General features: G+C 72.7%; 13 protein-coding genes and 2 pseudogenes. 8 read left to right on the top strand and 7 right to left on the bottom strand.

Annotated elements, in window-relative coordinates:
• Positions 1-792 (bottom strand): ABC transporter ATP-binding protein (locus GA0115233_RS21515; protein WP_093721908.1); only part of this gene is annotated, 792 nt, incomplete at its 3' end.
• Between the two features lie 17 nt (positions 793-809).
• On the bottom strand, positions 810-1,592 hold the full coding sequence (locus GA0115233_RS21510; protein WP_093721900.1) for an ABC transporter ATP-binding protein: 783 nt from the start codon (positions 1,590-1,592) through the stop codon (positions 810-812).
• A gap of 280 nt (positions 1,593-1,872) precedes the next feature.
• Here GA0115233_RS21510 and GA0115233_RS21505 point away from each other — a divergent pair.
• The 8 genes and pseudogenes from GA0115233_RS21505 to hypA all read left to right on the top strand — a co-directional run bounded on the left by GA0115233_RS21505 (position 1,873) and on the right by hypA (position 8,301).
• Positions 1,873-3,379: pseudogene (locus GA0115233_RS21505) on the top strand (hypothetical protein).
• The gene (locus GA0115233_RS21500; protein WP_093721899.1) at positions 3,376-4,464 is read left to right on the top strand and encodes an NADH-quinone oxidoreductase subunit B family protein; all 1,089 of its coding nucleotides are present in this window, start codon (positions 3,376-3,378) and stop codon (positions 4,462-4,464) included. The pseudogene GA0115233_RS21505 and the gene GA0115233_RS21500 overlap by 4 nt, the downstream one beginning before the upstream one ends.
• Before the next feature lie 66 nt (positions 4,465-4,530).
• Positions 4,531-6,324: a nickel-dependent hydrogenase large subunit gene (locus GA0115233_RS21495; protein ID WP_093721898.1), complete on the top strand. Its 1,794-nt coding sequence runs from the start codon at positions 4,531-4,533 to the stop codon at positions 6,322-6,324.
• Positions 6,317-6,856: a NifU family protein gene (locus GA0115233_RS21490; RefSeq protein WP_093721897.1), complete on the top strand. Its 540-nt coding sequence runs from the start codon at positions 6,317-6,319 to the stop codon at positions 6,854-6,856. Before GA0115233_RS21495 ends, GA0115233_RS21490 begins: the two co-directional genes overlap by 8 nt.
• On the top strand, positions 6,853-7,449 hold the full coding sequence (locus tag GA0115233_RS21485; RefSeq protein ID WP_093721896.1) for a DUF5947 family protein: 597 nt from the start codon (positions 6,853-6,855) through the stop codon (positions 7,447-7,449). Before GA0115233_RS21490 ends, GA0115233_RS21485 begins: the two co-directional genes overlap by 4 nt.
• Positions 7,450-7,486: 37 nt before the next feature.
• On the top strand, positions 7,487-7,693 hold the full coding sequence (locus tag GA0115233_RS21480) for a hypothetical protein (protein ID WP_093721895.1): 207 nt from the start codon (positions 7,487-7,489) through the stop codon (positions 7,691-7,693).
• 67 nt (positions 7,694-7,760) lie between these two features.
• Positions 7,761-7,955: a hypothetical protein gene (locus tag GA0115233_RS21475; RefSeq protein ID WP_093721907.1), complete on the top strand. Its 195-nt coding sequence runs from the start codon at positions 7,761-7,763 to the stop codon at positions 7,953-7,955.
• Between the two features lie 7 nt (positions 7,956-7,962).
• Positions 7,963-8,301, top strand: a complete 339-nt coding sequence (hypA, locus tag GA0115233_RS21470; RefSeq protein WP_093721906.1) for a hydrogenase maturation nickel metallochaperone HypA — start codon at positions 7,963-7,965, stop codon at positions 8,299-8,301.
• Between the two features lie 46 nt (positions 8,302-8,347).
• Here the strand turns inward: hypA and hypE are convergent, their stop codons facing one another.
• From hypE to hypB, 5 genes and pseudogenes are all read right to left on the bottom strand, one after another.
• The gene (gene hypE, locus GA0115233_RS21465) at positions 8,348-9,418 is read right to left on the bottom strand and encodes a hydrogenase expression/formation protein HypE (RefSeq protein WP_093721894.1); all 1,071 of its coding nucleotides are present in this window, start codon (positions 9,416-9,418) and stop codon (positions 8,348-8,350) included.
• Positions 9,411-10,553 carry a hydrogenase formation protein HypD gene (gene hypD, locus GA0115233_RS21460; RefSeq protein ID WP_093721893.1) on the bottom strand — a complete coding sequence of 381 codons (1,143 nt, stop codon included), beginning with the start codon at positions 10,551-10,553 and terminating at the stop codon, positions 9,411-9,413. The genes hypE and hypD overlap by 8 nt, the downstream gene beginning before the upstream one ends.
• Positions 10,550-10,867, bottom strand: a complete 318-nt coding sequence (locus tag GA0115233_RS21455; RefSeq protein ID WP_093721892.1) for a HypC/HybG/HupF family hydrogenase formation chaperone — start codon at positions 10,865-10,867, stop codon at positions 10,550-10,552. Before GA0115233_RS21455 ends, hypD begins: the two co-directional genes overlap by 4 nt.
• Before the next feature lie 3 nt (positions 10,868-10,870).
• Positions 10,871-13,195, bottom strand: a pseudogene (gene hypF / locus GA0115233_RS21450) (carbamoyltransferase HypF).
• Positions 13,192-13,923 (bottom strand): hydrogenase nickel incorporation protein HypB, encoded by a 732-nt coding sequence (gene hypB, locus GA0115233_RS21445; protein WP_093721891.1) that lies wholly within the window; start codon positions 13,921-13,923, stop codon positions 13,192-13,194. Before hypB ends, hypF begins: the two are co-directional and overlap by 4 nt.
• Positions 13,924-13,973 lie beyond the last annotated feature (50 nt).

Below are 13,973 nucleotides of genomic sequence, written 5' to 3'. Positions count from 1 at the left end.
GTCCTCCCCGGTGGTGTCGGTGCCGAGATAGGCGCGCAGCACTTCGGGGTCGCGGCGGACCTCGTCGGGGGTGCCGTGCGCGATGACCCGGCCGAAGTCGAGCACGGTCACCTCGTCGGCGAGCCGCATGACCAGGCCCATGTCGTGTTCCACCAGGACGACGGAGAGGCCGAGTTCGGCGCGGACGGCGCGGACGGTGTCGGCGGTGCGGGCGCGTTCGGCGGCGTTCATGCCGGCCACCGGTTCGTCGAGCAGCAAGACAGTGGGCTCCAGACAGAGGGCGCGGGCGAACTCCACCCGCTTGCGGTCGCCGTAGGACAGCAGCGCGACCGGGGAGTCGAAGTGCGGTCCGAGGCCGGTGAGTTCGGCGATCTCGCGGGCGCGCGCCAGGTGTGCCCGCTGTTCGCGCAGCGCGCTCGGCAGACGCAGGGCGCTGGCGGCGAAGCCCGCGCGGGAGAGGATGTGGCGGCCGAGCATCAGGTTGTCGGCGACGGTTCCCTCGGTGGTGACGATGTTCTGGAAGGTGCGGGCGACACCGAGGGCGGCGATGCGGTGCGGGGCGAGCCGGGTCAGCTCGGTCCCGCCGAGGGTCACGGTGCCGGAGGCGGGCCGGTACAGGCCGGACAGGACGTTGAAGCAGGTGGACTTGCCCGCGCCGTTCGGCCCGATGAGGGCGTGCACCGTGCCCGGGGCGACGGTGAAGGACACGGAGTCCAGGGCGGTGAGCCCGGCGAAGCGGACGGTGACGTCCCGTACGTCGAGGACGGGCGGCGTGGTGGTGCGGTCCTTCACGCGGGTGGTGCGGTCCTTCACGCGGCCCCCTGACCGTCGGCGGTCTCGCCCAGGTACAGGCGGCGTACGGCGTCCGTGCGGGCGAGTTCGTCGGCCGCGCCAGAGAGCCGGACCTCGCCGACCTCCAGAACATGGGCTCGGTCGGCGAGGGAGAGCGCCATGCCGGCGTTCTGCTCGACCAGGAGCACAGCGGTGCCCTGGCTGTTGATCTCCTTCACCACGTCGGCGATGCGGGCCACCATCTGCGGGGCGAGACCGAGCGAGGGTTCGTCCAGGAGCAGCAGTTTCGGTGCGGCCATCAGGGCGCGGCCGATGGCGAGCATCTGCTGTTCGCCGCCGGACAGGAGCCCTGCGGCCTGGCCGGTGCGTTCGGCGAGCCGCGGGAACAGGTCGAAGACCCGGTCGCGGGCCGCGCGGACCTGGGCGGGGGCGCGTCTGCCGAGGCCGAGGCCCCCGCTGCGCAGGTTCTCCTCGACGGTGAGTCCGGCGAAGACGCGGCGGCCTTCGGGGACCTGGACGACTCCGGCGCGTACCGCGGTGACCGGGTCGCGGCCGTCGAGCTCCGTGGTGCCGTAGCGGATGCGGCCCGCGGTGACGGCTCCGCGGTGCAGGCGCAGGGTGCCCGACACGGCCCGCAGCAGGGTCGTCTTGCCCGCGCCGTTCGCGCCGAGCAGGGCGACGACCGCGCCGTGCGGGACGGTGAGCGACACGGAGCGCAGGGCGGACAGGGCGCGGCCGTAGGTCACGTCGACGGCCTCGACGCGCAGGGCCGGTTCCGCCTCCGGTGGTGCTTCGGGCATCACGTCTCCTCGGGTCCGTGCCGGACGGGCACGGGTGTTCGGGGAAGGGGTGCTCACGACAGCACGGGCGCGGGCGGGCGGAACAGGTCTCGGGGCGGGGTCGCTGCGCGGTCCCAACGGGGGTGGGCCGGGGTTGTGCGGGTGCCCAGACGGAGGGGTCGGGGGTGCTCCCCCGAACGGCCCAGCGGAGGCGGGTGCGGGGAAGCGGGGAGCCGTTACGGATGTGACCGTCGTGGAAGGGATGTGCGCGCGAACCCGAGCCGAGGAACCAGGAGGCGGCATGCTGACGGGCCTGACCGAGGGCGATGCGGCGGGAGCCGACCCCCTGCGCGGCGAGCACCCCGCCCGGCACGGCTTCGAGCGGCTCGCGGCCCTGGCCGACGCCGTGCTGTACGAGGGCTATCTGCTCTACCCGTACCGCCGCTCCTCCACCAAGAACCGGGTCCGCTGGCAGTTCGGGGTGCTCTTCCCGCGCGAGTGGGTGGAGGCGTCCGGTCCGGTGGTGCCGGGGGTGTCCGGCTCCGCGGACTCCTGGTACCAGCGCACCGAGTGCCTGCTGCGGGTGCGCCGTCCCGGCGCGGTCGTACGGGTGAAGGTGCGCTACCTCCAGATGCAGCACAAGCAGGTCGAGGAGACCGCCCCGGACGGCGGGTACCGCCCCGTGGCCTCGCTGCGGACGGACGCCGGGGCGGCGTATCTCAGCTTCGACGAGGCGGTGCCGCGCGAGACCGAGGTCGCCGTCCGCCTGGACGACCTGCTCCGGGGTGAGTGCGCGATCCCCGTCGGTGCGCCGCCCGGCACGGACATCGAGGCGCTGCCCGAGGGCGTGGGGCGGGTGGTGCGCCGCCGCGAGGAGGTGCGGGCCCACACCACACTGGTGGCCGAGCGTCTGTTCGACGACGTCTGCCGGATCCGGGTGCGCACCGAGCACACCGGGCCCGCGCCCGATGCCCGGCTGCCGCGCGACGAGGCCCTGCGCGGCGCCCTCATCGCCACGCACACCCTGCTCGACGGCGACGGCGTGGACTTCGTCTCGCTGATCGATCCGCCCGAGCCCCTCCTCGAAGCGACCCGCGCCTGCCGCAACGAGTTCACCTTCCCCGTGCTCGGCGGAGATCCCCCCACGGACGGGGACGGCACCGCGCCCCTGCTGCTCTCCGCGCCGATCATCCTCCCCGACCACCCCCAGGTGGCCCCCCGAGAGCCCGGGCGATCTGCACGACGCGGCGGAGATCGACGAGATCCTCACCCTGCGCACGATGCTGCTCACGGACGAGGAGAAGCAGGAGGCCCGCGCCACCGACCCGCGGGCCGCCGCCATCATCGACCGCGTCGACTCCATGCCGCAGGAGGTCTTCGCGCGCCTGCACGGAGCCGTCCGCTCGCTGAAGCCCGCGGACCCGGCCGACCCGCGCCCCGTGTGGTGGCGCGAGGACGCCGACGCCGACCTGTCCCCGGTCACCGACACGGTGCTCGTCGACGGTGTGCCGGTCAGCGCGGGCAGCCAGGTCCTGCTGCGCCCGAAGGGCCGCGGCGCCGACGCCCAGGACATGTTCCTGGTCGGGCGGACCGCCCAGGTCGCCGCCGTCCTGCACGACATCGACGGCAGCACGCACCTCGCGGTCACCCTCGACGACGATCCCGCGGCCGAACTGCACTCCTGGTACGGCCGCTTCCACTACTTCCGCCCCGACGAACTCCAACCGCTCACGTCCGCCGACGCGGCGGCCCCCGGCGCGGCACGGACCGACTCCCCCACCAACTCAGAGCGGAGGCCGATGACATGACGACGGACAGCAGCACCACCGAGGTCAGTGAGGAACCCGAACGGGGCGAGCAACGGGAGGGGTTCGACGAGATCCACATCCTCTGGATCTCCGAGGGCATGAGCTGCGACGGCGACACCGTCTCCCTCACCGCCGCCGACCAGCCGTCCCTGGAGGACCTGGTCCTGGGGCTCATTCCGGGCCTGCCGAAGGTGAACCTGGTCAACAAGGTGCTCTCGCCCAGCCTGGGCGGTGAGGACTTCCTCGCCCCCTACCGGGCGGCGGCACGCGGCGACCTCGCTCCGTTCATCCTCGTCATCGAGGGCTCGATCCCCAACCAGAACGTCATCGAGGGCGACGGCTACTGGACCTCCTTCGGCAACGACCCGGAGACCGGTGAGCCGCAGACCCTCAACGAGTGGATCGACCAGCTCGCGCCCAAGGCCTGGGCGGTGGTGACGGCGGGCACCTGCGCGGCCTTCGGCGGCATCCACGCCATGGCAGGCAACCCCACCGGCTCGATGGGCCTCGCGGACTACCTCGGCTGGGACTACCGGTCGCAGGGCGGGCTGCCCGTGGTGAACATTCCGGGCTGCCCGATCCAGCCCGAGAACTTCATGGAGGCCCTGATCTGGCTCCTCCAGCACGCGGCCGGGACCGCCCCGCCGCCCCCGCTGGACCACATGCTGCGCCCGCAGTGGCTGTTCGGGAAGACGGTGCACGAGGGCTGCGACCGCGGCTCGTACTACGAGCAGGCGAACTTCGCACGCGACTACAACTCCCCGAAGTGCCTGGTGAAGACGGGCTGTTGGGGGCCGGTGGTCAACTGCAACGTGCCCAAGCGGGGCTGGATGGCCGGCATCGGCGGCTGCCCGAACGTGGGCGGTATCTGCATCGGCTGCACCATGCCCGGCTTCCCGGACGCGTTCATGCCGTTCATGGACGAGCCGCCCGGCGGCACCCTGTCGTCGCTCGCCATCAAGCCCTACGGCGCCGTCATCCGCCGGCTGCGCGGCTTCACCAACGAGCTGGTCAACCACGAACCCCGCTGGCGCCACAACAAGCGCAAGCTGACCAGCGGTTACAACCCGCGCTGGCGCCCCTGACACCACGCGCCGCGCACCCCACCCACGGACCCTGAGGAACACCGACAGCGAGGGGCAGTAACAGCGATGACCACAGCCGAGGCCCGCACGACGGGACGCAAGGCACCGCAGATCGTGGACATGTCCTGGGATCCGATCACCCGGATCATCGGCAACCTGGGCATCTATACGAAGATCGACTTCGCCAACCGGGAGGTCGTGGAGTGCCACAGCACGTCCTCGCTCTTCCGGGGCTACTCGGTGTTCATGAAGGGCAAGGACCCGCGCGACGCGGGCTTCATCACCTCCCGCATCTGCGGCATCTGCGGCGACAACCACACCACCTGCTCCGACTACGCCCAGCAGATGGCGTACGGCGTCAAGCCGCCGCGGCTGGCCGAGCACATCGTCAACCTCGGCGAAGCGGCCGAGTACATGTTCGACCACACGATCTTCCAGGACAACCTGGTGTTCGTGGACTTCTGCGAGGCCATGGTCAAGGCCACCAACCCGGGTGTGCTGGCCCGCGCCGAGCGCACCGACGCACCCCGCGGGGACATCCACGGCTACCGCACGATCGCCGACATCATGAAGGCCTTCAACCCCTTCGAGGGCGAGGTCTACAAGGAGGCGCTGAAGGTCAGCCGGGTCACCCGGGAGATGTTCTGCCTGATGGAGGGGCGCCATGTGCACCCCTCCACGCTGTACCCCGGCGGCGTGGGCACCCTGCCGCAGCCGACGGTGTTCACCGACTACCTCAGCCGGCTGATGCGGGTCATCGACTTCGTGAAGAAGGCCGTCGCCATGAACGACGACGTCTTCGACTTCTTCTACGAGGCGCTGCCCGGCTACGAGGAGGTCGGCCGCCGCCGCGTCCTGCTCGGCTGCTGGGGCGCCTTCCAGAACCCGGACGTCGTCGACTACCGCTACGAGACGATGGACCACTGGGGCAAGGCGATGTACGTCACCCCCGGCATCGTCGTCGACGGCGAACTGGTCACCAACAACCTCGTCGACATCAACCTCGGCCTGCGCATCATGCTGGGCAGTTCCTTCTACGAGGACTGGGTCAACGAGGACCCCTTCGTCACCCACGACCCGCTCGGCAACCCGGTCGACATGCGCCACCCGTGGAACCAGACCACGGTCCCGGTCCCGCAGAAACGCGACTTCGACGGCAACTACAGCTGGGTGATGAGCCCCCGCTGGCTCGACAGCCGCACCGGGGACCACCTCGCACTGGACACCGGCGGCGGCCCGCTGGCCCGGCTGTGGTCCACCGCGCTGAGCGGCCTGGTGGACACCCCGTACATCAAGGCCACCGGCAACAGCGTGCGCATCTCGCTGCCCAAGGGCGAGTCGCTGCCGGAGACGACACTGGAGTGGCGCATCCCGAAGTGGAGCAACACCATCGAGCGGGACCGCGCCCGGCCGTACTTCGTCGCCTACGCGGCCGCCATGGCGCTGCAGTTCCTCGACGAGGCGATGGGACTGGTGCGGGCCGGTGACACCAAGGTGTTCGAGAACTTCGAGGTGCCGGACGAGGCGATCGGCTGCGGCTTCCACGAGGCGGTGCGCGGGGTCCTCTCCCACCACCTGGTGATCAAGGACCGGAAGATCGCCAACTACCACCCGTATCCGCCCACTCCGTGGAACGCGAGCCCCCGCGACAAGTTCGGCACCCCCGGCCCGTACGAGGACGCGGTCCAGGGGCAGCCGATCTTCGAGGAGAACGGGCCGGACGACTTCAAGGGCGTCGACATCATGCGCACCGTCCGCAGCTTCGACCCCTGTCTGCCGTGCGGGGTGCACATGTACGTCGGCAACGGCAAGACCCTCACCACCCAGCACTCCCCGACCTACGGGGCCAGTCATGGCTGAGGCGATCGCCGAGCGGCTGCCCGACCCCGACGTGGAGGCCCGACTGGCGCGCCTCGACGCGCTGTTGGACGGGCTCGACGCGACGCCCGGACCCGCCACCCGCTCCGCCGTGGAGGCGGTCGCGCTGCTGACCGAGGTCTACGGCGAGGCGCTGGCCCGGGTGCTGGACCTGGCCGACGGGACGCTGACCGCGCGCCTCGCCGACGACGAACTGCTGGGCCATCTGCTGGTCCTGCACTCCCTGCACCCGGAGCCCGTCGAGGTCCGGGCGGCCCGCGCGGTGGACCGGTTGCGGCCCGCCGTGCGCGAACGCGGCGGCGACGTGGAGTGGGCGGGCGTGCGGGACGGAGTGGGCCGGGTGCGGCTCACGACCGGCGGCGGGTGCGGGTGCGGCGGCTCCGGCGATGTCGCCGCCGCGGTCCGGGAGGCGGTACTCGCCGTCGCGCCCGAGCTGACGGCGGTGGAGCCGGTGGAGGTCACTCCCCCGGCGTTCGTCCCCCTGACCACGCTCACCCACCGGGGCGCGCCATGACAGCGCAGGGCGCCCTGGCCCGCCTCATCCGCTCCTCGGCCGACCGCGCGGCGGGCGCCGAGGCGGAACGCTGCGACCTGTGCGCGGCGCAGGTGCCCGAGGAGCACGCGCACCTGTACGACACCACCGAGCAGCAGCTCACCTGCGCCTGCGGCGCCTGTGCGGTGCTGTTCGCCGACGACGGCGCCGGGGACGGCCGCTACCGGCTCGTCCCCCGCAGGCGGGTCCGGCTGCCCCAGGTGGACACTGAGGTTCTGGGCGTGCCCGTCGGCCTGGTGTTCTTCGTGCCCCGGGCCGACGGCACGGTCACCGCGGAAGGGCCGAGCCCGGCCGGTGCCATGCGATGGGAGGTGGACCCGGCGGCCTGGCGGCGACTGGCCGAGGCGCAGCCGCAGCTCGCCTCACTGCGACCGGATGTGGAGGCCCTGCTGGTGAACACCGTGCACGGCCTCCGGCACCACTGGATCGTGCCGGTCGACGACTGCTTCCGGATGGTCGCCGTCGTCCGCGGCGCCTGGCGGGGCCTGTCCGGCGGCGGCCGGGTCTGGCCCGCCGTGGAGCGGTTCTTCGAGGACCTCACCGAGCGGCCGTGACCGCGCGGCGGTGCCGACAAGAAGGAAGGAGCACCTCATGGGCAGCATCAGGGTGGGCAGGCCCCACACCAAGCCCGACGCGACCGGGCACGTGCCCGGCATGCACCAGGGCAACAAGGGGCCGTACGCCCATCAGCGGGGGCATCACAAGGACGGCACCGCGGACGCGCGCCGCTCCACCGGAGTCCAGTGGAAACGGCACGACGCGCTGCTCGACGTCATGCCGAACATTCCCCCCGCATGAACGACCCGGGCACGAACGACGCCGGCACGAACGACTCCGGCATGACGAACGACAGGGAGTGGCCGCGATGAAGGGCCGACGAGCACATACGAAGAAGGTTCCGCGGGTCAGGGCGTCGGAGCACCGGCTGCTGCTGGCCGAGGCCGTGGTGGCGGGCGCGATGGTCGCCGCGTTCCTGGTCAGCGAGTTCCCGAGCCTGCGCCGGGAGATGCGGATCTGGCGGATGTCCGGTGGGTTCCGCGCGCGCCACCGCTACCCGTGAGCCGGCCGTGCACGAGCTGTCGATCGCGACCGCGATCATCGAACAGGCCGACGCCCGCGCCCGCGCGGACGGCACGGACGCCGTCTCGACGGTCACCGTCCGGGTCGGCGAGCTGGCCGGGATCGTCCCCGACGCGCTGACCTTCGCCTTCGAGGTGGCCCGCGACGGCACGGCGCTCGCCGGTGCGAGCCTGGTGGTGGAGCAGATCCCCGCGCAGGCCTACTGCGGGCCGTGCGCCGAGGAGTTCGCGGTGGGGATGCCGCCGTTCTTCTGGTGTCCACGCTGCGACCGGCCCTCCACGGAGCTGCGCAGCGGCCGGGAGCTGGAGATCACCGGCATTCAGTGAAGCGACAGCGGTCCCCGCGTGTGCGGGGACCGCTGTCACATGCGGGTCAGCAGATGCGCGGCAACTGCTCCCCCAGCGGCAGGTCCACCACCCGGGTCCCGCCGAGGCCGGTCGCGACCACGACCATGCCGGGGTGCTCGGCGACGCACTCCCCGATCACCGCGGCACCGGAGCCCTGCGGGTGGGCGCGCATCGCCGCGAGGACCTCCTCGGCCGCCGACGGGGGCACGAAGGCGACCAGCCGCCCCTCGTTCGCCACGTACAGCGGGTCCAGTCCGAGGAAGCCGCAGGCGTTGGCGACCGCGTCGGGCACCGGGATCGACCGCTCCGACAGTCTCACGCCCGTGCCCGAGGCGCGGGCGATCTCGTTCAGGGAGGCCCCCAGACCGCCCCGGGTGGGGTCGCGCAGAACGTGGATGTCGGGGGTGACCGCCAGCATCGCCGCCACCAGGTCCGCCAGCGGCGCGGTGTCGCTGGCGATCTCGACGCCGAACTCCAGCCCCTCCCGCACACTCATCACGGCCACGCCGTGCAGGCCGATCGGTCCGCTGACGATGACCACATCACCGGGCCGGGCGCGCTGGGGCCGGATGTCCACCCCGGCGGGAACCAGCCCCACACCGGAGGTGGTGACGTAGACGCCGTCCCCGTGCCCGGACTCGACCACCTTGGTGTCGCCTGTGGCGACGACGACCCCCGCCGCCTCGGCCGCCGCCCCCATGGCGCGCGCGACCTTCTCGACAACGGCCAGCTCCACGCCCTCCTCCAGGACAAAGGCGGCGGACAGGTACGCGGGCCTGGCGCCGCTCATCGCCAGGTCGTTGACGGTGCCGTTGACCGCGAGGTCCCCCAGGCCGCCGCCGGGGAAGAACAGCGGCCGTACGACGTAGGAGTCGGTGGAGAAGGCGAGCCGGGCCCCGCCGAGGTCGAGGACGGCGGAGTCGGTGAGCGCGGCGAGGGTGGCGTTGCCGTAGGCGGGGGCGAAGACCTGCTCGATCAGCTCGGCGGACAGGGCGCCGCCCCCGCCGTGGCCCATGACCACGACGGGCTGGTCGCGCAGGGGGGCGGGGCAGGTCCAGTCGGCGGGGTCGACCGTCGGTTCGGCGAGTTCAGACAACGGGGTTCATCTCCTCGGGGACGGCCCCGCCGGCCTGTACCGCCGGGGCGTTCATCCGGCGGTACAGGTAGTAGGCGGCGCAGGCGCCCTCGCTGGAGACCATGGTGGCGCCGAGCGGGGTGCGCGGGGTGCAGGTGGTGCCGAAGGCGGGGCACTCGGTGGGCTTGATGAGGCCTTGCAGCACCTCGCCGCTGCGGCACTCGGCGGGCTCCTCGGTGCGGATGCCGGTGACGTCGAAGCGGTGCTCGGCGTCGTAGTCCCGGAATGCCTCGGTCAGCCGCCAGCCGCTGCGCGGGATCGGGCCGATGCCGCGCCAGTTGCGGTCGGTGACCTCGAAGACCTCCTCGATCATCCGGACGGCGGCCGGGTTGCCCTCCTCGCGCACGGCACGCGGGTAGGCGTTCTCCACCCGGTGCTCCCCCAGCTCCAGTTGGCGCACCGCCCGCCGGATCCCCTCCAGGATGTCCAGCGGTTCGAAGCCGGTGGCCACGATCGGCACCCCGAACCGTTCGGCCAGCTCCGGGTACTCGGCCGTGCCCATCACGCTGCACACATGACCGGCGGCCAGGAAGCCCTGCACCCGGCAGGCGGGGGCGGTCATGATGGCCTCGATCGCGGGTGGGACGCGGACGTGGGAGACCAGCAGGCTGAAGTTGGTCAGGCCCAGTCGGCGGGCCTGGTGGACGGCCATGGCGTTGGCGGGGGCGGTGGTCTCGAAGCCGATGGCGAAGAAGACCACCTCCCGGTCCGGGTTGCGGCGGGCCAGCTCCAGCGCGTCCAGCGGCGAGTAGACGACGCGTACGTCACCGCCCTCGCCCTTGACGCGGAACAGGTCGCGGTCGGTGCCGGGGACGCGGAGCATGTCACCGAAGGAGCAGAAGATCACGCCGGGGCGGGCGGCGATCTCCAGAGCCTTGTCGATGACGTCGAGCGGGGTGACACAGACCGGGCAGCCGGGTCCGTGGATCAACTCGATTTCTTCGGGCAGCAGTTGGTCGATGCCGTGCCGGATGATGGAGTGGGTCTGCCCGCCGCACACCTCCATCAGGGCCCAGGGGCGGGTGGTGACGGCGCGGATCTCGTCCAGCAGGACGCGTGCCAGGTCGGGGTCGTTGAACTCGTCGATGTACTTCACCGGACCTCGCCCCCTCGGGTTTCCTCGGTGACCGCGGCGACACCCGCGTCGCGGGCGGCCTGTTCCCAGGCGTCGCCGAACTCCTCCTCCAGCAGCCCCAGTTCCTCGAAGAGCTTCAGCGAGGCCAGCGCCGACTCCTCGTCCAGGCGCTGGAGCGCGAAACCGACGTGCACGATGACGTACTCACCGACCTTGACGTCGCGGACGTAGTCCAGACACGCCTGCTTCTGGACGCCGCCGAAGTCGATCATTCCGGTGAGCGGATCGGCTGTGCTGTCAATGGCCACGACCTTGCCGGGCACGGCAAGACACATGGGTCACTCCTTTCCTCGTGGGTGTGCCGCGACCGCCAGCTGGCCGAGGGCCAACCCGCCGTCGTTGGGCGGGACTTCGCCGTGCCGGAGCACCGTGAAGCCGTCACCGGCCAGCAGCGCCGCGCACTCCGCCTCCAGGAGCGCGTTGGCGAAGACGCCGCCGGTCAGGGCGACGGTCGTGAGGCCGGTGGCGCCGCGGGCGCTGCGGCAGGCGTCCTGGACGGCGCGTGCGACCCCGCGGTGGAAGCGGGCGGCGATCAGCGGCGCCGGGGTGCCGGCACGCAGGTCGTCGACGACCGAGCCGAGCAGCGGGGCCGGGTCCAGCCCTCGGGGGCCGATGGCGAAGGCGTACGCCGCGCTCTCCGCTCCCCAGGCGGAGGCGGCGGCGGCCTCCAGCTCCAGGGCGGCCTGGGCCTCGTACCCCGCACGGTGGCAGACGCCCGCCAGGGAGGCGACGGCGTCGAAGAGGCGGCCCATGCTGGAGGTCGGTACGCAGGCCACCTCACGCTCCAACTGTCTTTCCAGCAGTGCCAGTTCCTGCGGGGTGCAGGCTGCGACGCTGGGCAGGTCCGGGTCCGGGGGCAGGCCCGCGGCCCACAGCCGGGCCAGTGCCAGGCGGCAGGGGTTGGCCACGCCGGCGTCGCCGCCGGGGAGGGGGCCGGGAGCAGGTGGGTGAAGCGCCGGAAGCCGGTGTAGTCGGCGAGCAGGACCTCGCCGCCCCAGACGGTGCCGTCGTCGCCGTAGCCGGTGCCGTCGAAGGCGACGCCGATCACGGGGGTGGTGCCGTCCAGGCCGTGCTCGGCCATGGCGGAGGCGATGTGGGCGTGGTGGTGCTGGACCAGCACCGGCGTGCGGTCCGGCAGTTCGGCGGCTCGGCGGTGGGCCCAGCGGGCCGAGTGGTAGCCGGGGTGCCGGTCGGCGGCGACCCGCTCGGGGTGCACGCCGGTCAGGCGCCGCAGGTGGGACTCGGCGCGCCGCGCGGCATCCAGGGTGGTCAGCTCCCCCATGTCGCCGATGTGCGGGCCGAACCAGGCCAGATCGCCCTCGCCGAGGCAGAGCGCGTTCTTCAGGTCGCCGCCCACGGCGAGCGTGGGGCGCACGGTGAAGGGGAGACGCAGGGGCCGGGGTACGTAGCCGCGGGAGCGGCGCAGGACCTGCTCGGTGCCGTCCGCGCGGACCCGCAGCAGGGAGTCGTCGCAGGGCGAGGCGATGGGGCGGTCGTGGACGAGCCAGGCGTCGGCCAGTCCGGCCAGCCGGGTCAGGGCCTCGGCGTCGTCGGTGACGATGGGTTCCCCGGAGCGGTTGCCGCTGGTCATGACCAGGGCGCGCGGGCCGGGCGGATCGCCGGGCAGCCCGAACAGCAGGGTGTGCACGGGGGTGTAGGGCAGCAGCACGCCGAGGTGCGGGCTGCCCGGGCAGACGCCGGGGGCCAGGCGGGAGGGCGGGGCGGAGCAGGACGATCGGGCGCCGGGGGCCGGTGAGTGCGGCGCGCTCGGCGTCGGAGACCTCGGCGAGCCGCTCCACGTCGGCGAGTTCGGCGCACATCACCGCGAAGGGCTTGCCGCCCCGCTCCTTGCGGGCGCGCAGGGTGCCGACGGCGCGCGCGTTCTCCGCGTCGCAGGCCAGGTGGTAGCCGCCGAGCCCTTTGACCGCGAGGATCCGCCCGTCGGCCAGCGCGACTCGGGCCGCCGCGAGGGCGTCGGCGTCTTGGGCGGGCTCGATGCCAGTGCCGGGGGCGGGGACCAGGCTCAGCCGGGGCCCGCAGTCGGGGCAGGCGACGGGCTGGGCGTGGAAGCGGCGGTCACTGGGGTCGCCGTACTCACGGGCACAGCGGGGGCACATGGGGAAGCCGGACATCGTCGTGGCCGCGCGGTCGTACGGCATGCCGGTGGCGATGGTGAAACGCGGCCCGCAGTGGGTGCAGGTGACGAAGGGGTGGCGGTGTCGGGGGTCGGCCGGGTCGGCCAGTTCGCGCAGGCAGTCGGCGCAGGTGGCGGTGTCGGGCGGGAGTTGGGTGCGGCCCGTGGAGCGCTCGGTGGTGCGGATCGTGAAGGCGCCGTCGGAGCCCTTGACGGGGACGTCCTCCACACCGAGGGCGGTGACGACGGCCAGCGGCGGCGGCTCGGCGGTCAGGAGGTCGCAGAAGCGGCTCACGCCGTCCGGGGTTCCCTCCACCTCGATGAGCACGCCGTAGTCGGTGTTGCTCACGAAGCCGGACAGCGTCAGGTCGGTGGCCAGGCGGTGCACGTAGGGGCGGAAGCCGACGCCCTGCACGGTGCCCCGTACGACGACGCGGCGGCGTACCGCCCCGGTGGTGGTCGCCGTCACGAGACGTGGTCGGCGGTGAGGCCCGGGTGCGGGTGGGGTGCGAGGGGCGGCCGGTGGACCGGGGCTCCGTCGCGTACGGCGAGCACGCGCTCCAGGACGGTGTCGACGCCTTCGCCGGTGCGCGCGCACGACCGTACGATCTCCACGCCCGGGTTGACCCGCTGGACGTGGGACTCGAAGGCCGCCGCGTCGAAGTCGGCGGGTTCGGCCAGGTCGGTCTTGGTGAGCACGACCAGATGGGCGGAGCCGAAGGCGGTGGGGTACTTCAGCGGCTTGTCGGCGCCCTCGGTCACGGCCATGAGGGCGATCCGCAGGCTCTCGCCGAGGTCGTAGGAGGCCGGGCAGACGAGGTTGCCGACGTTCTCGACGAAGAGCACAGAGGTGTCCGCGGGCAGCCAGTCCTCCACGTGGCCGCGCAGTTGTCGCGCCTCCAGGTGGCACAGGCCGTCGGTGAGCAGCTGTTTCACCGGGGCGCCGGAGCGGGCCAGCCGGGTGGCGTCGTTCTCGGTGGCGAGGTCGGCGGTGAGGGCGGCCACCGGGATGCCCCGTTCCACCGCGCGGGCCAGGACCCGGCCGAGCAGTTCGGTCTTGCCGCTGCCCGGGCTGGACAGCAGGTTGACCACGCTCACCCCGCGCAGGGCGAGGTCCCCGCGGAGGCGCGCGGCCAGGCCGTCGTTCTTCGCCAGGATCGCCTGGGTGGCGTGGGTGACGTCCTCGGACTCGCACATGGGCGGGGGCTCCTCACGATGGACACACGGATGAACCGGGACAAAGGCGT

The sequence above is a fragment of the Streptomyces sp. DI166 genome (assembly GCF_900091315.1).
GTDB classification, from domain to species: domain Bacteria; phylum Actinomycetota; class Actinomycetes; order Streptomycetales; family Streptomycetaceae; genus Streptomyces; species Streptomyces fuscus.
This window is presented reverse-complemented; position numbering and strand designations above follow the sequence as displayed.